Below are 22874 nucleotides of genomic sequence, written 5' to 3'. Positions count from 1 at the left end.
AATCATTTGATAAGATACAGGAGTCATAGAGAGAAAACGAAATCAAGAGCGGGTTCTATGCTCTTGATTTCGTTTCATAAATCGATAGAGGAGCGAGTGCCATATGCAAGAACATCCCTTATTAGTGATGAGCGGAGTCAGTAAATTTTTTCCTGGTGTCAAAGCTTTAACGAATGTGGATTTTCAGCTTCGAAGAGGAGAAATTCATGCATTGATGGGACAAAATGGCGCAGGAAAATCCACCTTGATTAAAGTTTTGACAGGTGTCTATGAGATGGATAAAGGCACGGTCATCCTTAACGGACAGAACGTACGCATTAAGTCACCGAAAGATGCGCAAGCATTGGGGATTAGCACGGTTTATCAGGAAGTGAACCTATGTCCCAATATCTCGGTTGCTGAGAACTTATTTATCGGTCGGCAGCCACTCAAGCAAGGAGGGATGATCGATTGGGGAGTTATGAATCGCAAATCGGAGGAACTGCTGGAACGACTTAGCATTCAAATCGATGTAACAAAGCCATTAGCGGAATTCTCCATCGCGCTTCAACAAATGATCGCGATTGCACGTGCGGTCGATATTTCATCTGGATTGCTTATTCTAGATGAACCGACATCGAGTCTCGATCAACAGGAGGTCAAAGAGTTATTCCGAATTATGCGAAAACTGAAAGATGAAGGCATGGCGATCGTCTTCGTCACCCATTTCATGGATCAAGTTTATGAGGTATCTGATCGGATTACCGTTCTTCGAAATGGTGAACTTGTTGGGGAGTATCCAACAGAAGAACTTCCTAGAATGCAGTTGATTTCCAAAATGATTGGCCGAGAGTGGAAAGAGGAAGAGAACAAGAGCAAAGTAGTCGGCATGAAGAAAAGCGAAGTATGGGTTTCGGCGAGTCAATTGGGCCGAAAGGGTTCTATCAATCCTTTCGATTTAACGTTGCGTAAAGGTGAAATTCTGGGGCTCGCGGGGCTGCTTGGTTCAGGGCGGACAGAAATGGCTAAGCTGATTTTTGGTATCGATAAGGCGGATGAGGGAGCTTTATCCATTGGCAATGAACAGATTAGAGCGATGTTTCCCATGAAAGCGATTGAACATGGGTTCGCCTTTTGCCCAGAGGAACGTAAGGTTGAAGGGATTGTCGGTGAGTTGACGGTCCGTGAAAATATTGTTCTCGCCTTGCAAGCCAAACGCGGATTGTTCAAGCCGTTATCACTGCGTAAACAGCAGGAGATTGCCAACCACTATACGGATCTGCTGCATATTAAAGCGTCCAGTATGGAACAACGCATTGATCAACTGAGTGGGGGGAATCAACAGAAAGCCATTCTAGCTCGTTGGTTAGCTACGAATCCGAAGCTGCTTATCTTGGATGAACCGACACGGGGCATCGATATCGGCTCCAAAGCGGAAATTCGTAAACTAATTTTGTCGCTGGCAACGGAAGGCATGACGATACTGATGATCACATCGGAATGGGAAGAGATTATTGGGTGCTGTGATCGTGTCATGGTACTGCGGGATCGCGACATTATAGGCGAGTTGACGGGTGAAGAGATTACGGAGCAACGTATTATGCATATGATCGCAGAAGGAGGAAGCAGAGATGAAGCCATTTAACACCCTATATGAGAATTTGGCACAAAAGAAGTTATTATGGCCCTCTGTCGGCATTATTTTAATCTTGATCTTCAATGCTTTTTTTACACCGGGGTTTTTCAATATTCGCATGCAAGATGGTCACTTATTTGGGAGTCTCATTGATATTCTGAATCGTGGAACACCGATATTAATTATTGCGCTGGGGATGACGCTTGTCATTGCCATGGAAGGAATCGACATTTCCGTAGGCTCCGTGCTGGCCATTTCTGCTTCTTTGGCTGCTTTTCTCATGCAAAAGCACGTTCCGTTTGTTTTCGCCCTAGGAGCAGGCTTAGCGATTGGTGCCCTTTGCGGTTTCTGGAACGGCATACTGGTCGCAAAGTTGAAGATACAACCAATGATTGCGACACTGATACTTTTGACAGTAGGTCGTGGTATTGCGCAGCTCATCTCTGGAGGTCAAATTATTACGATTTCCAACAAAGCCTATCGGTTTGTTGGCGGCGGCTATTTGCTAGGCATACCTTTCTCAGTCGTCATTGCAGCTTTTATTTTCCTAGCTCTCTATTTTGTCACACGGAAGACTGCATTTGGTCTGTTTTTGGAATCGGTTGGCTCCAATCGTGTATCCAGTGAGTTTACGGGGATTCATGCTAGCCGAATCATGTTGACGGTTTATATTATTTGTGGATTTTGCGCGGGGCTTGCTGGCATAATCGTTTCCTCTAATATTACGGGAGCCGATTCCAACAATGCAGGTCTGTGGTTCGAGCTAGACGCTATTCTGGCTGTAGTCATTGGGGGAACCTCGATGCGTGGAGGACGTTTTTACTTAGGAGGCACGGTCTTAGGGGCACTCTTTATTCAAACAATGACCACCACCATCTATACACTAGGTGTTCCCTCGGAATCCGTTATGGTCGTAAAGGCTGTCGTTATTATTCTAGTAAGCTTGGTTCAATCCGAAGTGTTAACTTTGAAATTGAACAGTCTATTCCATAGAAAAAGTGAAAAGAAGGTGCTTGTTAATGAAACTACGATTTAGAATTACATCGGCTAACATCACCATTCTAGCGACGATTGTCTTATTCCTCTCGCTGTACGCTGCGGGTTCAGCGATGTTTGATAGCTTTTTTTCTATGCAAGTCTTTCTGAATTTATTTGTAGATAATGCCTTTCTTATCATTGTAGCTACGGGCATGGCATTCGTCATTATTACAGGTGGAATTGATTTATCGGTTGCCTCCTTAATTGCTTTAATCAGTGTTATTTCTGCCGTGATGCTGCGAGCAGGTATTCATCCTTTTGTCGTGATGCCAACCGTGCTGGTGCTTGGAACAGGATTTGGTTACGTTCAAGGGTATCTGATCTGCCGTTTTAACATCCATCCTTGGATCGTTACGTTAGGCGGCATGTTTTTGGCGCGCGGTACGTGCTTTTTGATAAGTCCTGAAAGTATTGTCATCGACAATCCGATCTATAGCGCAATTTCGAACTTCCGAATTCCAATGCCAGGCAGCGGCTCCATCTCGGTTGGAGTTGTTATCGCCTTAGTTACGGTAGCAGCAGCTATCTACGTGTCCAAATTCACTGCGTTTGGCCGCAATGTCTATGCGATTGGCGGCAATGAACGGTCCGCTGAATTAATGGGTCTGCCCGTGTATGCAACGAAAATGGCTGTGTATACGATCAGTGGTTTTTGCTCCGCAATAAGCGGTATCGTGTTTACCTTCTATATGCTTTCTGGGTATGGCTTGCATTTGATGGGCGGAGAGATGGATGCGATTGCGGCTTGCGTTATTGGCGGCATTTTGCTAACCGGAGGATTCGGTTATTTAGTTGGCCCTATGCTTGGGGTTTTAAGCGCAGGGGTTATTCAAACGATCATTATGTTCCAAGGCTCGCTAAGTTCGTGGTGGACGAAAATCGTGATCGGTTTCCTTCTGTTTGCTTTTATCGCTTTACAGCGTGTCATTGTTGCTAGAAGGGAAAGGAACCGCAATCCTGCAACGAGCAAAAAGTTGGAAAAGCGAATCCAAAATGCGGTTGAGATATGATAGTATAAGAAGAACTGGAAAGAGAGGAAGATACGACAGAGGAGGATCGGGGTGAGTGTACTCATTCGTTACTGGCAGGATCGCAGCATCCGATTTAAGCTGAATAGTATCTTTCTAATCATCATTCTCATTTCGATTCTTGCGTTAAGTCTATGGGGGAGCAGGGCCTACAGCACTTACTCTGAAAATCAAGCAGATGCGAATACGCTGCAAATGATTCATCAGGTTGAAAGTAATGTCGATCTCTATATCCGTCACCTAGAAGATGTGCTCTCCTATATTAGTGAGGATGCATCTTCCAGTCAGTTTTTGAGAATGGCTACGGTTTCAGGACCATCAACTGGAGACAATTCACAGATTACGAAAATGATGACGATGTATGCAATGAGAAATAAGGAAGTAACCGGAATCATGCTCGTTAATCAGAACGGGTCCTATGTTTCCTATGAAATGAATCGGATCACACGAGACTCGCTAACCGAAGAAGATTGGTATCAAGACGCGATTAAAGACCCAGGCGAAACGTTGATTATTAGTAATCCCATTGGGCGTAACGTTGCCACCTCACAGAACTACAGTTCCTATGACGTATTATCGTTAGTACACGCTGTGCAGGATCCGCAAAGTCATGAAATCCTTGGTGTCGTTCTAATGGATCTACGCATGGATATGCTGAAATCGATATTTGAGAATCTCAAACTAGGTAAGTCTGGATTTATGTACATCCTAGATTACAAAGACCAAATTTTGTATGCGCCAACGAACAATATTGTATATCGAATTCAAAGCGATATGCTGCATAATGGCGAGCAAGGAAGCTTTACTCAGACAATTAAAGATCAGCAATATCGTATTCTGTATAACGACTCTACTACGAATAATTGGAAGTTTATCGGTGTCATTCCGAATGATGATTATGAGAAGGTTGTAAAGGATATTCAACTGTATACCCTGATTGTAACCATTATTACAATGGTACTGGCTGTCTTCCTATCCACGTATTTTACAGGGACTCTCATTCGACCTATACGCAAGTTGATGAGTTTAATGACCAATGTCAAGAATGGGGAATTAAATCAGCGTTTCGTTCCAAAAAGTAAAGACGAGATTGGCCAATTAGGAAACAGCTTCAATCATATGCTGGAGGAAATTAACAATTTAATCAATCTTGTTTATGTGGAACAGAAGAAAAAGCGGGAAGCAGAGCTGCAGGTGCTGCAAGCGCAAATTAAACCGCATTTTCTCTACAATACGCTGGATACGATTCAATGGATGGCGCAAGAATACGAAGCTGACGATATTATTGAAATTATTGGGGCGCTAACGAATTTATTCCGGATTGGCTTGAATAAAGGCTATGAGTGGATTCCGATTCGAGATGAAGTGAAGCACGCCGAAAGTTATATGATTATTCAGATGTCACGTTATATGGATAAGCTGGATATTCAATTTGATATTTCGGAAGAGTTGTACCGATACTTTGTTCTGAAACTCATTCTGCAGCCATTAATTGAAAATGCTATCTATCACGGTATTAAAGCCCGAACAGGGAAAGGTACGATCAGCATTAGTGCGGAGAGGCATTTGGATATAATCTATTTCCGTATCCAGGATGATGGGGCAGGTATTCCGTCAGAGAAATTGGAAGAGCTTAATCAGATTTTACGCGGTGAGAAGCAGCGTTCAGATCAGTATGGAATCGGTTTGTTCAACGTGAATGAGCGGATACAGCTCACCTACGGTATGACCTATGGCCTTCAAATTTTTAGTGAACTTGGCAAAGGGACAACCATTGAAGTGAGGCATCCTTTGATACAAGTTGTTAAAAAAACAGGATGAGGTGACAACGGATGTTGAAACTGATGATTGCAGACGATGAGCCTCGCATTCGCAATGGTCTATGTAAAGCGCTGCCATGGGGAGATATGGGTATTGAGGTCGTGGCTGAAGCTGAGAATGGCCGACAGGCTCTTGAAATAGCGGCTACCATACGCCCTGATCTCATGTTTGTCGATATTAATATGCCTATTCTGGGTGGACTGGAGCTTATTGAACTATTGCAAAATGAGGTTCCCGGTTGCCTAGTCATTGTGATATCGGGGCATGATGAATTTTCTTATGCCCAGCAGGCGGTTCGACTGAATGTCTTCGATTATTTGCTGAAGCCTGTTCAGAAATCAGAACTTCAAGCCGTTGTAAGCAAAGCAGCAGAGGTATTAAACAAGGATCGCATTCAGCAAAGATACACACAGTGGATGAACCATAAATTTGAAGACAAAGCCGTGACGATGCGTGAAGATTTTTTGCGTAGTTGGATTACAGAAAGACTGACCCAGGATCAGTTTGAAGAGGATCATGCGTTCTATCAGCTGCATTTCCAAGGACCCATCAGTCTACTTCTGGTAAAGTCTCTGGGCAAAATGACGATCAATGCGCCTGCGAAGACATGGGATCCGCAGCTGCTTGAGTTTGCAATCAAAAATGTTTTAACTGAAATGCTTCCTGCGGCTCCAATATCTGCGGTTCTCAGCGTCGAACATGGATTTATTGCTGCGATCTCGCAAGTGTCCGACCTGACAAGTCTGCATGGGAAGTATGAAGAGTTTGAACACTCGGTGCAGCAATATTTGGGTGTCAGCATGCTTCTCACACATGTTGTTACCGAACAGCTGGAGGAGGTTCCTTCACTTTATCATGAGTTGAAGAACAGCCTCAGCAAGGAAAATACATTGACACCGATCGTTATGATGACGAAGAAATATTTAGAAACCTATTACTACAGAGAAGATTTATCTTTGTCTGAGGTTGCCGAGCAGATGAATGTGAATGCGACATATTTAAGCAAATTGTTAAAAAGGGATCTCGGCAAGTCATTTATCGATTGTCTAACCGATATCCGAATCAAAAAAGCGATTCAGTATTTGAATGACCCTACATCTAAAATGTATGAGATTTCTAGGCGAGTGGGTTATCAATCACAGCATTATTTCAGTCATACTTTTAAAAAAGTGATGGGTGTATCGCCATTGGAATATAGAAAACGTGGGGAATAGACATATGAATGTGAACTCACAGAGGCGTCTATTTGGATATGGCTTAATGGGAGTGATGGCGCTTACAGCCATCATTTTAGCCGTTTTTGGTGTTGTTAGTTTAAAGTCGGATAAGGCCGACAAGGATTTCCTAATTGGGATTAGCCAGCCGAACTTAAATGAATCCAGGCAGATTGCTATGTACAATGAAATTCGCAATGAGGCCGAGAAGCATAAGAATGTCAGACTTATTTTTACGGATGCCGCTGAGAATAGTGAAAAGCAAATCAATGATGTGCAAAAACTATTACACTATGGGATTGATCTTCTCATCATCTCATTAAATGATTCGGAGAAGCTAACCCCTATCGTCAAAGAGGCCTATAAGAATATGCCTGTAATCGTACTTGGCCGAGGCGTCACGGGATATGATTATTCGATGTTCATTGGCTCTGATAATTTAGCCATAGGTAAGAAGTCAGGCAAGTTGGCTGCTGATTTATTAGGAAATACATACTCGAAGATTGTAGAGATTAAAGGAGCGATAGGCTCCTCTTCCGTGGAGGAAACAAGTCTCGGCTTTAGTGCCTATCTGGATCGGACCCCAGCGCTACATATTACTAAAGTCATTGATGGCAATTGGCGGCGTGATCAGGCGGAGGATGAATTAAAACGAACATTAACTGCGGAGCCAGATATCAAGCTTGTATTTGCTCACAGTGATGCCATGGCGCTTGGTGCGTATCGTGCAGTGGAATCGCTAGGATTACATGATGTGAAAATCATTGGAATCGATGGACTCGAGACGATGAACGGTGGTTACGATCTGGTCAAGCGAGGTACACTCAGCGGTACGGTAACAAGTCCAACTGGCGGGAAAGAGTCGATTCAGTATGCCTTCGATATTCTGAATCAAGAAAAGGTCATACCGAAGAAGATCATTTTACGCAGTCATGTGATTACAAATGATAACGCTTACCCCGGCAATGAGGCAAGTGCCCAATTGGAAAGCCTCTCAAAAGATCGTTCTGGGGCCAGCTCGAAAAAAATTAAGCTTGGCGTCGCCGTTGTTGGTTCCGAAAGCAGTTGGCGTGCAGCGAATACGGAATCGATTATGACCACTGCAAGCAAAGATCCTGCCATCGAATTGCTCATCCAGAATGCTGAAGGAAATCAAGAAAGACAAATAGCAATCATTCGCAGCTTTATTAAGACGAAGGTGGATGTGATCGCATTTACGCCGTTTGTTGAGTCAGGCTGGGATGAGGTTTTGGCCGAGGCCAAAGCTGCGGGCATTCCGATTATATTGACGGATCGCAAGGTGAAAGTCGAGGATGATTCCTTATGGACTACGTTCATAGGTTCTGACTTTGTTGAAGAAGGACGCCGCGCTGCACGTTGGCTTGTCGAGAATAAGAAAAATGTGAGCGGAGTCACGACAATTGCAGAACTGCAAGGTACATCGGGATCTGCCCCAGCGATTGAACGAAGACAAGGCTTTGAGGAGGTGCTGTCTCAGCAAGCCAACTTTCACATCATCGCATCGGAAGTAGGCGATTTTACGTATGCAAGTGGCCAGCGATTGATGTCGAAGATCATTGCTGCAGGTCATGTGCCTCAGTATGTGTTTGCTCACAATGATGATATGGCGCTGGGCGCAATCAAGGCTATTGAACAGGCGGGGATGAAGCCAGGCAAAGATATCGGCGTGATTTCCGTGGATGCCACGAAGCTTGCTTTTCAGGCTATGACTGCTGGCAAGCTGAACATGTCTGTGGAATGCAATCCGCTCTTGGGACCGCAAATTATTAAGGCGGCCAAGGAGCTTGCGGCAGGGAAAGAAATTCCGGTCAATATTATCACAGCTGAAGGGATCTTCGCGCAAGAAACAGCCAAACGGGATGTTACGACACGGAAGTATTAAAGAAAACAGGCTGACAAGTCTAGTAATGGGTCACTTTTGAGCCCGTTTACTAGACTTGTTTTTCATTCTATGGAGCTGTCCAAACTTTTATCAGAATCACGTACATTATATCTGTATTGTGTAAAGACGGCTATTTTCGAGATAACTATAATGTTAGTAACGGAAGGGGAGCTGGACATGTATATGTATATGAAAAAAAACACCATATTGCTTTGCGGCATTATTCTACTAAGTTGTCTGCCCTTGTACTTACTGATCTCTCATAAGAGCACGGATCCCATTGTGAGTGAGGGAGAGAGGCTTGATGTCCATAAACTGGAAAGCATCGTGAATTTGGCGAGTTCGCGCGGAAAAGCTGGACTGGGTGATGTTAAAGCGCCAACATTTACACTGAAAACGTTAGACGGCTCCTATGCTACGATTGGCGGTAAGCGGGATAAACCACTCGTCGTTCATTTCTGGGCGAGTTGGTGTGAAGCATGCTCCGTAGAAGTGCCAACGTTAAGGAAGCTTCATGAGCAATATAAGAATCAAGTGGATTTTGTAGGGATTAATGTGGCGACAGAAGAGAAATTGGAAAATATTCAAAAGTTTGTGCTGACGAATCATATTTCCTATCCGGTACTTCTAGATGAGCATAAGCATGCAGCAGATCTCTATGAACTCCACGCGCTGCCGACCGTGTTCCTAATAGATACGAATGGATACATTGTGGATACCTTTCATATGGTTGACCCGCTTGAGCTAGAAGAGAAAGTTGAACGTTTAGCTAAGCGTTAAATAACAAATATGGTGAACCTGATACCCCGTGCAGGAGGAGTGATAAGCGTAGCAAGAAGCGGTAATAACGAAAGCTCTGAAATGAATTTATAAAGGAAAAGAGGTGTCACGGAGATGAAAATAAAGACGTTTATCGTCCAATTATTAGTTATTGCCCTGTATATGACCGTTATTTCGCCATACCCTCCTGCCAAAGCGGCTGAGGTGGATCCACTGCCAGGCTACTTTGCTGATCATTTCGATAAAGTAATGATTGATGGCAAATGGGATGTAATTGAAGGACCTTGGACGATTGATGCAGGAAAGCTGACTGTGACTAAAGGGCAAGGATTTAAGGCCATATCGAGTGAAGTGCAGTCAATTGGCGATGTGACCATAGAGAGCGATATCAGCTTGGCTGATAGAACTGGTGATGCGGGTGTCTTGTTCAGAACGATCAGTGCGACGCCAGGGGCAGACAATGTAAAGGGATATTACGCAGGGATTAGCGCAACGGGAACAGGTGTCGTGACGCTTGGACGAATGAATAATAGCTGGACTGAGCTCAAACGAGCTTCTGTCACGATTAATCCGAATACGAGTTACCATCTGAAAGTATCTGCTGTAGGCGATCTAATCAACGTCTATGTGAACGATGTCTTAGTACTTACGCAGTCCGACAGTACCTACACATCGGGTAACATTGGTGTAAGGATGTACAACTCCCTGCCGACTTACGATAATCTCGTAGTTAAATCTACCGAGGGAACCACGTTATTCGAAGATACTTTCGAAACGCAGGCAGAGCAAAGCCTTGGTCAGTGGAATCAAATTGATGGCAGCTGGAAGCTGCAAGCTGGTACGATTACAGTGAATAGCGGCGATGGCTATAAAGCGCTTGTCAAAGATACGGAATTTGAGGATATGACCCTCGAAACCGATATTAAGCAGCCTAGCGGAACAGGAACGGGCGATGCGGGTTTGCTTTTCAAAACGCAAAGTGCTGCACCTGGCGCGGACAACGTCCGTGGCTATTATGCGGGATTAAGCAATAATGGTACCGTTATTCTAGGACGAATGAACAACAATTGGCAAGCACTGAAAACAGTGAAAGCGCTGCCGAGCATTGATGCGAACCGCTCTTACCACTTGAAAGTTGTTACCTATCAGAATCGAATCAAAGTGTATGTCAATGATACACAAAAGCCAATTATTGACTATACCGATGACAGCGCGGATAAGTACACCAAGGGTGGCATCGGTTTGAGAAGTTATCGTTCCGTACCGCAGTTCGATAACTACATCGCAAGTGAATATGTTGTGCCTGACCAATCCTTTGTCGCGCCTGTAGCGAATAAAAGTCCGTTAATGCAAACGCCATTTACTCCGCTTCCACTAGGTTCCATAGAGGCGAAAGGCTGGCTGCTCAAGCAACTTGAGCTGCAGCGTGACAATGCTACGGGCTATTCAGAGGATTTGTATAGTGAGCTTGGCACCAACGCGGCTTGGCTTGGCGGCACAGCGCCGGACTCCGATTGGGAGCGTCCAGTCTACTACTTGAAAGGGCTTGTTCCCTTGGCCTATACGTTGAAAGATAAGGATCTCATTGCGAAATCACAGAAATGGATCGAAGCGATTCTGGCCAGTCAGCATGCGGATGGCTCTTTCGGACCTGAGAGCAGTGATGATTGGTGGCCTCGCATGGTCGCGCTTTATGTCATGAAAGACTATTATGAAGCGACCAATGATGCGCGTGTGCTTCCGTTCATGACGAAATATTTTCATTATCAAGTGGCTCAATTGCCTGACCGACCGTTAAGAGATTGGGGTAAAATACGCGTTGGCGATAATATTGACACGGTGCTCTGGTTATATAACCGGACGGAAGATGCCTTCCTGCTCCAATTAGCAGATACACTAGCTGATCAAGGTTATCCGATTTCGGATATTTATGCAAAAGATGAATTCCAGAACTTCGGTAATGATTTCCAGCCGACTCATGCCGTCAATGTAAATGAAGCGATTAAAATGCCAACCATCTACTATCAAAGATCGCATGATGAACAAGATCGTGATGCTTTCCAAAAGGGCGTAAGCAATTTGGCTAAGCATGAACAAATCACGGGCATGCAATCCGGTACCGAGATGTTGGCAGGTATCGGAGCCACGCAAGGTGTGGAACTGTGTGCCATCACAGAACGGATGCAAAGTAACGAAGAAGCAGCGATGATTCTAGGTGATCCGCATATTGGCGATGCGCTTGAGAAAATTGCCTTCAATTCCTTGCCTGGCGCTATGGATAAAGAGCTGAAGAACCATCAGTATTATTCCTTGCCGAATCAGGTCGAGAGCAACATAGCGGATCATGGTTATAAACAGAATTATGAGAACGGGACGATGCCTTCTCCAACATCGGGTTTTCCTTGCTGCCGATTTAATATGCATATGGGCTGGCCGTATTTTGTGAAAAATATGTGGGGCGCCACACCTGATGGTGGTCTCGGTATTATCGCGTATGGACCAAACCGAGTTTCAACCAAAATCAAAAATGCGAACGTCATCATTGATGAAACGACAAATTATCCATTCGAGGAGCAAGTCGGATTCGATGTGACAACGTCGGAAGCTGTAAGCTTCCCGCTCAAGTTAAGGATTCCAGCATGGGCGGATCAACCAACCGTAACGGTCAATGGTCAAGCTCAGCAAGGGGTTCTGGCTGGCGAATATATGACGATTGATAGAACTTGGACGACAGGTGATCGTGTGGTATTGACCGTGCCAATGAAATTGAAAACAACAACTTGGGTGAACAATTCGGTTGGGATTGAACGCGGCCCGCTTGTGTTCTCCCTGCAAATTCAAGAAAATTGGCAGGTTCAATCTAATCCGATTGGAGCCATTCCAGGCTTTGATGCAGGAGCACTTGGCTACAGCCAGTATCGTGTAGTATCGAGCAGTCCATGGAACTACGGATTAGTAATTGATCGTGCACATCCGGAGGATTCTATCGAAGTCGTGAAAGGTGATATGCCTGAGAATCCTTTCATCCAAGCAACGAGTCCGGTTAAATTAATTGCGAAGGCGAAGAAAATTCCAACATGGGGGAAATCTGCGAACAACGTCGAAGCGACTGAACCTCCTGTAGGGCCGATCTTATCGACAGAGCCGACTGAGAATATTACATTGGTTCCTTATGGCGCAGAGAATTTAAGGGTTACCTATTTCCCAGAGGTGACGGAACAAGCAGAAGATGCCGTGACCATGAAATATGAAGCTGAGCAAGCCCAAATTGGACATGCGAAAATCAATACAAATAATAATCGGGCGTCGGGTGGCGGCTATGTCGGAGAGATTGACTATCCAGATAGCTATGTCCTTTTCAACTCGGTTCAAGTTCCTGCTGCTGGGAAATATAACATGGATATTTGGTTTGCCAATGGCAGTGATTATCAGGCGGCTACGGGTAAAGTTCTCGTTAACGGCGAAGAGCAGTTCATCAAGCTTCAGGGCACACAAAACTGGGGACGCTTCATGGCAATTCCACTTACGGTGGACCTCCAAGAGGGAACGAACACCATCAAGTTTATGAAAAGCGAGGGCTTCTATGAGCTGGACTATGTGGTTGTTCGACCGTTGGAAGTGAAAGCACCTGAACCTACTTTGCCTGCTATCGCTAGCTTGTCGGGACCTGGTGCAGTTCAAGCCAATCAAACCTTCGATTTAGAGATGGGAATTTCGAATGTTACACAAAGTGTATATGCACAGGATGTGACCGTGAGTTATGATCCTAGCCAAGTGGAATACATAGGTGCAGAGGCTTTGAAAGAGGGGTTTGCATTGATTGGCGAATCGGAGTCGACAGGTCAAGTGCGCTTCCTTATGGCAAAAGTAGGTAATGTAGACATGGCTGGTACTATACTCAAGCTAACATGGAAAGCCAAGTCTATTCCTTACACAGCTTACACCGTTTTTTCCTTAGCGAACGTTATCATTGCGGATCAACATGGGACAGAAACAACGTTAGATGCCGTCGGTCACACGATGAAGCTGACTGTTGCTATAGACCACGTGGACCCAGTAGACAATACCGATACAACCGGTCCTACACCTTTACTTGGTGATCTCAACAACGATGGCAAATATTCCAACGATGATTTAGATATATTAGCTGAGTTCTATGGCGCATTGTCCAATAGTGCATCGTGGGAGCAACTGAAAAATCTAGATTTCAATCATGATGGTCAAATTGATCTTGTCGATCTTGCTGCCATGGCGCAAATGATTTCGCAGTAAAGTAAAGAGCATTGGAATCCCACATAATCTCGATACGACTTGTATCGTTATATGTGGGATTTTTGTATAAAAAAGCTTATTAATGTAAATACAGGGACAGCTGTATTTTTCTATAATAAAGAGGCTCTAACGTTGATAAACAAAGGAAGGAGGTAGCGCGAGGAGACTGAATATGCCAACATGAATCATTACATAGCTAGGAAAGGCCTCCCCAAATTTGATACGTTATGCATCTAAAATAAGAGAGGTTGGTTCAAGCATGAAGGTCAAAGACGTGCAGAAAATGTTTTTAATGCTTGTCATGGTAGTGAGTTTGTGTCTTCCTTCCCTATCGATTTCACATCACGTTCAGGCTGCAGAAGCTGAAACACACGGCTTGAAAGGTGACTATTATACGAGCTCAGGCTCACCTAGCTTTAATTTTGGAACATTAAAAGCGACCACGGTTGACGCTAACCTGGATTTTAGCTCCCTGGAAACAGCTTTGAAGCTGATGACAGGGCAAAGTGATAATGTGAATGTGAGATGGACGGGATCAATTGTTCCTGCCTATTCTGAAAATTATACATTCTCCATCATTGGCGACAATGGATTCCGCCTATGGGTGAATAACCAACTTGTGCTTGATCATTGGGTCAATGATTGGGATAAAGAGCAAACAGGTACGCCGATTGCTTTGGTTGCAGGCCAGAAAGTTGATTTCAAGCTCGAATACTTCGAGGCAACGGGCGGATCAAATCTGCATGTGAGATGGTCGAGTCCATCACTTGCCAAACAAGCGATTCCGACGGAAGCGTTGTTCACGCCAGCTGGTTATAAATCCGCAGGCCGCATCTCCGAGGATGGAACGAAGGCAGAGATCAACTTCGATAACGCCTTATCCGCTCTGCCTGCAGGCGGTTTCGGCACGCATCTGAAGGTCGATGTCGCTGGAACGAATTGGCCAATTGCTAATGCGTCGCTACAGGCAGGTAATAACAGTGTTCTCGTACTCACATTTGAGAATCCGATTTACTCCAAGGATGTTTCGCAGGTTGGGATTAGCTATGACGGAAATGGCGGCCTACTTAATGGAGACGGAAGAACAGTTGGCGCCTTCTCCAAATTTTTGAAAAATGACTCGACGTATCAAATCATGACGCCATGGGCGGAACAATTGGATCCAGCTAACGTGTTGCCTGAGTATCCAAGACCACAGCTGGCCCGTGATCAATGGATGAATCTCAATGGTGAATGGGAGTTCCAGGCTGCTAAAGCTAGTGATGCTCTTCCGACGGGTCAAACTTTAAAAGAGAAGATTCTCGTCCCGTTTGCGTCAGAGTCGATTCTTTCCGGCATTCACCGCACAGAAAGCCTGATGTGGTATAAGCGATCCTTTACGATTCCCGACAGCTGGAGCGGTCAACGTGTGAAGTTGAACTTCGGGGCCGTTGATTATTTGGCCACTGTCTATGTCAATGGACAGCTTGCAGGCAGTCACAAAGGTGGATTCACGGCATTTAGCTTGGATATCACAGATCAATTGAAGACAGGACAAAATGAATTGATCGTGAAAGTGCTCGACAACACGGATACAGGGGAAGATCAAGCGGTAGGGAAGCAAACCGTGAAGAAGCTTGGTGGCATTTGGTATACGTCAAGCTCTGGCATCTGGCAAACGGTTTGGATGGAGCCTGTTGCCGCAGCTCATATTGACAAGCTAGATATGGTTCCAGATATCACGAATCAAGTGTTGAAGCTGAAAGTGGCTGCTTCCGGTGTGCAAGGTGAAACCGTAGAAGCGATTGCCAGCGCCAACGGGCAGGTTGTCGGCACAGCGACGGGAGCTCCAGGTACGGAGATTTCGATTCCTGTTCCGAATGCGAGACTTTGGTCTCCTGACGATCCGTTCCTCTATGATTTAAAAGTGACGATAAAGAACGGGGCGCAATCCGTTGACCAAGTAAATAGTTATTTTGGGATGAGAGAAATCAAGACAGGGTTGGTTGATGGTGTCATGCGAACACTGTTGAATGGTAAATCCATTTTTATGATGGGTCCCCTAGATCAAGGGTACTACCCAGATGGAATTTACACCGCTCCTACCGAAGAAGCTCTACAATTTGACTTGGCAACGATTAAACGTATCGGCATGAACACTGTACGCAAGCATATCAAAATCGAGCCGGCACGCTGGTATTATTGGGCAGATAAAATGGGCTTGCTCGTATGGCAGGATATGCCTAGCTTAGAGGATCGACAAGGGAATAAGGGAAGCGATATATCACAAGCGGCCAAAACACAATGGTTAAAAGAATATAAGGAAATGGTCGACCAGCTTCAAAGCACGCCTTCCATCGTGACTTGGACGGTGTTTAACGAGGGCTGGGGGGAATTCGATCAAGGCGGCCCATTGTCCAAAGATGCCGTACATACAGTGAAAAGCTGGGATTCCACACGCCTTATTAACGGCAGCAGCGGTTGGTGGGATACAGGTGTAGGCGACCTGAACGACGCGCATAGTTATCCAGCGCCGGCTTCACCTACGCTTTCAGCGAATAGAGCATCCGTCATTGGTGAGTACGGGGGACTTGGTTTGCACGTGAAAGGGCATGAATGGACGCCGCTTACCTTCTCTTATCAATTAATGAACAGCAAACAGGAAATAACGGATAAATATATTGGGTTTATTGATTCCCTTAAGCAGCAGAAGGCGAATGGTCTGAACGCAGCGATCTATACGCAAATTACAGATGTGGAGTATGAAATTAATGGACTACTTACGTACGATCGTAAAGTAGAAAAGCTTGATTTTGACCGAATCGCCAAAGCGCACCGAGACCTGATCGGCACAGCGAATAAAGCTGATTTGAATGCGCAGCTTGCCGTAGAAGAAAGCTTCCTTGGCGCCATTCACATTGGATCACAACCAGGTGCGTATCCACAAGCTGCCGTTAATCAGTTTAAGTCAACACTGAATGCGGCTAAAGCGGTTAATCAAGACGCAAACGCAACGGTAAGTCAGATTCAAGAGGCATTGGATAGCTTGGTAGCTGCACATAAGCAAATCCTATCCACCGTACATGCACCCATTCCTAACGGTTTAACAACAGATTCATTTGATTCCGCAACGCTGGCACCTGGTTGGACGATTTTCCGTCCGGATAGCAGTAAATGGAGTCTGACAGCTAACCCTGGAAGCATCCGATTGCAATCTTTGGCTGGAGATATGTTCGGGAACTCCAATGCAAGTAAGAACGTATTTCTGCAAAACGCACCTGCTGGAGATTTCGTGATAACCACCAAAATCACAGGTTCGGTGAATAAGAATTATGAGCAAGGCGGTTTGCTCGTTTGGCAGGATGAAGATAACTATGTTCGTATAGGTCATGTGTGGGATACCACGGGTGCTACTGGGAAAAATTTAGAAAGCGCATTTGAGAAAAATGCGGTGTATACCAAAGCTGCGAATGTCGCTAAGCATCCTGGCACTGATTCGGTGTACTTGATGATATCGAAAGTAGGTAACGTCTACACGACATCCTTCTGGAATGGCACCGCATGGCAGCAAGCGGCTGATCCGATGACAGTCAATTTGTCGAATGTCAAAGTGGGATTCTATGCGATGTCAGCTACAGATGGTACATCTATCCCGGTGGATTTTGATTATTTCTCGGTGGGCACAGTTCTGAATGAGCCGACCTTCACCTTTACAGGTCCAGCTGTCGTTTCCAGCGGGCAGCCATTTAACGTAACATTAAGTCTTGACTCGGTTACGGAAGCTGTTTACGCGGAAGATCTGACCGTGACGTATGATCCAACACAACTCGAATTTGTCTCAGTGGAAGAACTGCATGCAGGTGTTACTGTTGTGGATAAAGCCGTGACACCAGGCAAAGTCAGGTTGATTATTGCCAATATCGGTGCAGCCGATGTGAATGGCGCGATGCTTAAGTTGAATTGGAAGGGCAAATCGCTGACAAGTACCGCGAATGCGACAGTTCTACTTTCTAGTGCTGTGCTTGCGAATGGCGCTGGTCAAGAAAAGTCATTGAACCAATCCAGCTTCGCTGTTCAAATTACGGGATTAGTCAATAAAGCAGCATTGAATGAGCTGATTTCACAAGCACAAAGCAAACATGATGTGGCTGTTGAAGGAGGCTATGTGGGTCAATATCCGAATGGCTCCAAAGCCACGCTTCAAGCAGCAATTAATGAAGCTAAGGCTGTAGCTGAAGATGCTGGCGCAACGACAGAGCAAGTCGCTCAAGCAGTTGATGCGCTTCAGTCTGCGTTGAATCAATTCTTAGCCAGTGTACATACCGCAACGCCTGGTGACATCAATACCGATGGCAGATTCTCCGTCGGTGATTTGGCCCAAGTTGCTGCGGCATACGGTAAAACGTCGGCTGATACCGATTGGGAGCAATACAAGCAAATGGACGTCAACGGTGATCATATCGTTGATATTGAGGATTTGGCGGCAGTAGCGCAGTTGATTTTGCAGTGATGTAGCATTGAAGTGGGGACGGAGCTAAGCGGCGTGGTGCCGCTTGGCTCCTTTTTTGTAACGAGGCCAAATCGCCGCTTGGTATTCACGATGAAAAGAGGATCTCTCGCCACATAAGTGGCTTTGGGGACACCTCTTTTTGCTGTAGCCAACAGGTAATTGACCAACGGTTCCATCAGCATAGCCCGTCTCAGATTCTTGCGACAAACGGTTGTTAGCGCTTTATTTGTTTTGTATACTAGGCAATACTAGAATAAATAACTTCAAAGCGAGGCTGAATCATGACAAGATGGAAGAAATTTGGATTACCACCGAAGCCGCATTCGTTAAAGTCTCGACTCATCATAATTCTGTTTATTAGCTCGCTTGCGCCTTTAATTCTGATTGGAAGCATTTCTTATTTCTCAATGTATGCCATTCTGCAAAATAAGGCGGAGGGCGGTGCCCTTAGTAATTTGCATCAAGTCAGGATCATGTTGGAAGATACCATTGGCCAGTTGAATCATACCTCACAGCAGCTAGCCTTTGACGGAAGAGTGGGCAAAAGCCTTGAAACTTATTTGTCAGCGGATATCTATGAGAAGAAGAGATTGAACGACGAGATCAGAAGTGAATTAGGTTTGATTCATTTTACGAACCCTACACTGGGATTGATGTTTTACTATTTTGAAAAAGACAATCAGGCTTTATTTGAAAATTTTAGTGTGAGTGACAATTATGATCTTAAAAAACTGCCTGTCCTCATTCAATTCGATAAACTTACGTATATGGGACCGCATGTCTCTTTAAATCCAATTGACGGCAATCAAGTGCTATCGATTCTGCGTAAAGTGGAGCTGCCGGATCGTGATGATGTGTATGTTTATATTGAAACGAATTTTAAATTGGCGGAAAGCATCCTCAAAGACAATGACCAATTTGGCGGCAACTTGGTGCATCTGATTCTCGATAATCACGGTAAAATTGTATATAGCGAGAATTCTGTGGATTTCCCAGTTGGTATGCAATATGATGCTAACGATTCGAATAAGGACATCACAGGTAAATATCGCATGTTCGAGGAAGAGAGTAACCAAACATGGAAAGTTATGTCTGCAGTTCCCAATTCGGTCTATAATCTCGAAGTATATAGATGGATGAAACAATTTGTGTTTTTTGCCATTTTAACGTTAATAGCGAGTTTCTTTATTGCTTGGCTAATTTGGAGAACGGTCTATCGGCCGCTTAACCTGCTCAGTACGGATATTCGCAATGTAAAAAGCAATAATGAGGTATCTCCTAGAAGACAATCGCAGATTTTAGAGTTTTCTGTGATCTACAGAGAGTTTGCTGAAATGAGAAGTCGTATTTTTGAACTTATTAGTGAGGTTGAGCAGAAAGAACAGAGTAAAGCCTTTCTTGAGGTTGAGAAACTAATGACCCAAATCAATCCACATTTTATTCATAATACACTGGATACAATTCGATGGCTGGCTCGTGCCAATGGGCAAAAGGATATTGATCGATTGGTATCTACATTGAATAAAGTGCTCTACTATAATCTTGGTAAAGGCGGACCGGCACGGATTAAAGATGAAATTGAGGCACTGAAAAATTATGTCGAGCTGCAAGGGATCCGCTATAATTTCCATTTTGATGTGAAGATCCACGCGGATTCTGAAGCACTTGAATTGGCAGTTCCCCGATTTATTCTTCAGCCGCTAGTAGAGAATGCGTTATATCATGGCTTAGGTGACAACGGTGTGATTGAAGTGAGTGTAATTGAGGATGGCTTCTCCCACGTCATTATTGAAGTGAAAGATAATGGCGATGGCATGACAGAGGAAGATATCGCACAACTGATGAGTGAAAACACGGTAGAGAAAAAGAAGGTAGGCATGGGCATTGGGCTGCAATATGTGTATCGCATGGTAAAGTTCCAATTTGGACCTGCGGCAAGTTTCCATATTGAAAGTACAATGGGTGCAGGGACGACGATCGTTCTTCGTCTTCCAATAGGAGGAGTTTGTTGATGATAAAAGTTATGGTTGTAGACGATGATCATTTGGTACGTAAAGGTTTCATATCAATGATGCCTTGGCGTAAGCATAAATTAGAAGTCGTAGGCGAAGCTGGGAATGGTAAAAAGGCATTGGAGTTTCTTGAGAACAATCAAGTTGATTTATTAATCACAGATTTAGCAATGCCTGTTATGTCAGGTATTGACTTAATGAGGTCTGTAAAAGAGAAATATAAGGATATCAGCATGGTTGTTTTGACGTTCCATCAGGATTTCGAACTTATTCAGGAAGCGCTTCGTTTGGGAGCGCTGGATTACATAACGAAGGTCGAGCTTGAACATGAGCACATGGATGAGGTTCTTAGACGAATTGTGAACAAGATGGAAGAGCAAAAAATGCGATCAAGGGACACCCATGTACAGCATCTTCATGTGACTACTCTTACGGAAGAAGACGAGGGACCCTACTCACCAGAAGTGAAAGCAAGTGTATGGAAAGCCGTAGATATTATTCACTCTGAGTTTCAACATGATCTATTATTACCGGATATTGCAAAAAGGGTGAATATGAGCCGCAGCTATTTCAGCCGCTGTTTTCGGGATGTCGCGGGGAAAACGTTTAACGATTTTATCCGTGAAGTACGGGTGAATCACGCGAAAGCCATGCTAACCCAAACAAATAAATCCATTGGGTGGATCGCTACACAAGCTGGATATCCCAATGAAAAATATTTTAGCAAGGTATTCCGGGAGTTAACGGGGATCCTGCCCGGTGAGTTTCGCAAGAACCAGCAATAAGTAGAGGAGGACAGGTCACAAATCGTCTCCTATAAAGTGCACTTTCGTCTACTGGACGTTCGAAATTGCCGATTACGAGACGATATGCTCCTAAACAAAAGACAGAAATGGACCCGAATGCTTTTCATTTTCTTTAAGATGTAAGTGTAGGGTAATTAAAGAGGAGGGGCATTATGAAGAATAAAAAAGCTCTAATTTCTATGATGGCAATCGCTGTTCTGATGACAGCATGTTCAAGCAACAACACAGGGACTAGCAAGGATGGCGGACAATCGTCTGCGAATTCCAACGTTAAAGTGGACCCTTTCAAGATGCCGAACCCGATAGAAGTTACCACTTTCAAAAGTTTAAGCCCTGGAGCTAAGTTGCCAGCTGGTGATACGGTAGAAAGCAACCAGTATATGAAATATATTTCACAAAAAACGAATATTAACTTTAAAATTCTCTGGTATGCCGCTCCTCAGGATCATGAGCAAAAAATGAAGCTGGCTATCGCAAGTAACGACTTACCTGACGTTATGCTGGTGAACGAGCAAATCTTCCTGGCGTTAGCTGAGGCAGGCCAAATTGAAGATATGAGCAAAGTATATGAGAAATATGCTTCTCCATTGGCTAAAGAATTGTATGGTTCAACGAACAATAAAGCGCTGGAGAAAGCGACATACAAGGGTAAATTAATGGGTATTCCGAATATTAGCGTACAAGCGGATGCTGCAAGTATGGTGTGGGTACGCAAGGATTGGATGGATAAATTGGGACTGCAACCGCCGAAATCGGTTGACGATGTAACCGCGATTGCCAAAGCTTTCGTCGAGAAAGATCCAGACGGAAATGGTAAAGCGGATACAATGGGAATCGCTGGGTTTGAAAAATCACTTGCTGTTAATGGGAAAGCGCAACGTGGAGATTTCAAAGCTGTTTTCCAAGCGTTTGGTGCGTATCCATCCGGTGGTGTCGAGGGTGTTTCCAACTGGATTAAAGATAGCTCAGGCAAGATTGTCTATGCTTCGATCACACCAGAAACGAAACAAGCGCTCAGTAAGCTGCGCGATATGTATGCCGCTGGCGCGATTGATAAGGAATTTGTTCTTCGTAAAGATCCGAACGAGAATATCGTTTCTGGTAAGTCGGGTATTTTCTTTGGACCATGGTGGTCCGGCGGCTTGGCCGCTGACACGATGAAGCTCAATCCAAAGGCTGATTTCGTACCGTATTTGATCCCGGATGCTAAAGGCACAGTGAATACAATGATGGTGCCTGTGAGTACACAGTTTATCGTTGTGAAGAAAGGGATGAAAAACCCGGAAGCCGCAATGATCTACGCGAACACATTTATCAATGCGCAGCGTAAAGTGGACCCAGATGCTTTGAAGCTTGATTTCTCAGTAAGTGCAGAACACTGGCCGATCGGGAATGCGACGTTCGATTTTGCAGATGCGGTAGAAAGAAAGTCAGATATGTTGAAAAAGGCGATGGGCGGGCAAACCAAGCCTGAAGAGCTGAGTCCAGAAATGAAAGAAATGTTTGATAAAGCAACGCGCGATAAAGCGAATCCTAAAGCGGATTTGAAAGATTGGTCTGGCTATTACGGCTACACGGCTCCTGCTGAGTTATTGAAACAAAACATGAATAAAGTGTATAGCGAATTTACAGCTAATACGAAAACGATGGAAAGAAAATGGGCCAATCTGCAAAAGTTGGAGAAAGAAACATTCTTCGGCATTGTAATGGGCGAGAAGCCGTTAGAAGCCTTTGATAAGTTTGTAACTGATTGGAAGGCTCAAGGCGGAGATGAAATTACGAAAGAAGTAACAGATGAACTGAGCAAATCCAAAAAGTAAATGTGTAATGACCAAGAGCGCACCACCTAACCGATTGGTGGTGCGCTTTTTGTACAATCATGATTGGAACAGAGGT

At 44.6% G+C, this 22874-nt stretch carries 12 protein-coding genes; all 12 read left to right on the top strand.

The window, feature by feature from the left end:
• Nucleotides 1-103: 103 nt before the first annotated feature.
• Nucleotides 104-1624: a sugar ABC transporter ATP-binding protein gene (locus ACSQ8P_RS23395; RefSeq protein ID WP_436237376.1), complete on the top strand. Its 1521-nt coding sequence runs from the start codon at nt 104-106 to the stop codon at nt 1622-1624.
• Nucleotides 1611-2651: an ABC transporter permease gene (locus ACSQ8P_RS23390; RefSeq protein ID WP_436237375.1), complete on the top strand. Its 1041-nt coding sequence runs from the start codon at nt 1611-1613 to the stop codon at nt 2649-2651. Before ACSQ8P_RS23395 ends, ACSQ8P_RS23390 begins: the two co-directional genes overlap by 14 nt.
• The gene (gene yjfF / locus ACSQ8P_RS23385; protein WP_436237374.1) at nt 2635-3663 is read left to right on the top strand and encodes a galactofuranose ABC transporter, permease protein YjfF; all 1029 of its coding nucleotides are present in this window, start codon (nt 2635-2637) and stop codon (nt 3661-3663) included. Before ACSQ8P_RS23390 ends, yjfF begins: the two co-directional genes overlap by 17 nt.
• Before the next feature lie 51 nt (nt 3664-3714).
• Nucleotides 3715-5502, top strand: coding sequence for a cache domain-containing sensor histidine kinase (locus ACSQ8P_RS23380; protein WP_436237373.1), 1788 nt, complete (start codon nt 3715-3717; stop codon nt 5500-5502).
• 11 nt (nt 5503-5513) lie between these two features.
• Complete coding sequence (locus tag ACSQ8P_RS23375) at nt 5514-6716, top strand: response regulator transcription factor (protein ID WP_436237372.1); 1203 nt, start codon at nt 5514-5516, stop codon at nt 6714-6716.
• Nucleotides 6717-6720: 4 nt separating this feature from the next.
• On the top strand, nt 6721-8619 hold the full coding sequence (locus ACSQ8P_RS23370; RefSeq protein WP_436237371.1) for a substrate-binding domain-containing protein: 1899 nt from the start codon (nt 6721-6723) through the stop codon (nt 8617-8619).
• Between the two features lie 189 nt (nt 8620-8808).
• The gene (locus ACSQ8P_RS23365) at nt 8809-9399 is read left to right on the top strand and encodes a TlpA family protein disulfide reductase (RefSeq protein ID WP_436237370.1); all 591 of its coding nucleotides are present in this window, start codon (nt 8809-8811) and stop codon (nt 9397-9399) included.
• 114 nt (nt 9400-9513) lie between these two features.
• Nucleotides 9514-13671, top strand: coding sequence for a family 16 glycoside hydrolase (locus ACSQ8P_RS23360; protein WP_436237369.1), 4158 nt, complete (start codon nt 9514-9516; stop codon nt 13669-13671).
• Nucleotides 13672-13930: 259 nt separating this feature from the next.
• Nucleotides 13931-18160, top strand: a complete 4230-nt coding sequence (locus ACSQ8P_RS23355) for a PA14 domain-containing protein (protein WP_436237368.1) — start codon at nt 13931-13933, stop codon at nt 18158-18160.
• A gap of 281 nt (nt 18161-18441) precedes the next feature.
• Complete coding sequence (locus ACSQ8P_RS23350) at nt 18442-20172, top strand: sensor histidine kinase (RefSeq protein ID WP_436237367.1); 1731 nt, start codon at nt 18442-18444, stop codon at nt 20170-20172.
• Nucleotides 20172-20957, top strand: a complete 786-nt coding sequence (locus ACSQ8P_RS23345; protein WP_436237366.1) for a response regulator transcription factor — start codon at nt 20172-20174, stop codon at nt 20955-20957. The genes ACSQ8P_RS23350 and ACSQ8P_RS23345 overlap by 1 nt, the downstream gene beginning before the upstream one ends.
• 173 nt (nt 20958-21130) lie before the next feature.
• On the top strand, nt 21131-22798 hold the full coding sequence (locus ACSQ8P_RS23340) for an extracellular solute-binding protein (RefSeq protein WP_436237365.1): 1668 nt from the start codon (nt 21131-21133) through the stop codon (nt 22796-22798).
• Nucleotides 22799-22874 lie beyond the last annotated feature (76 nt).

The sequence above is a fragment of the Paenibacillus sp. LjRoot153 genome (genome assembly GCF_964253085.1).
Classification (GTDB): domain Bacteria; phylum Bacillota; class Bacilli; order Paenibacillales; family NBRC-103111; genus Paenibacillus_E.
This window is presented reverse-complemented; position numbering and strand designations above follow the sequence as displayed.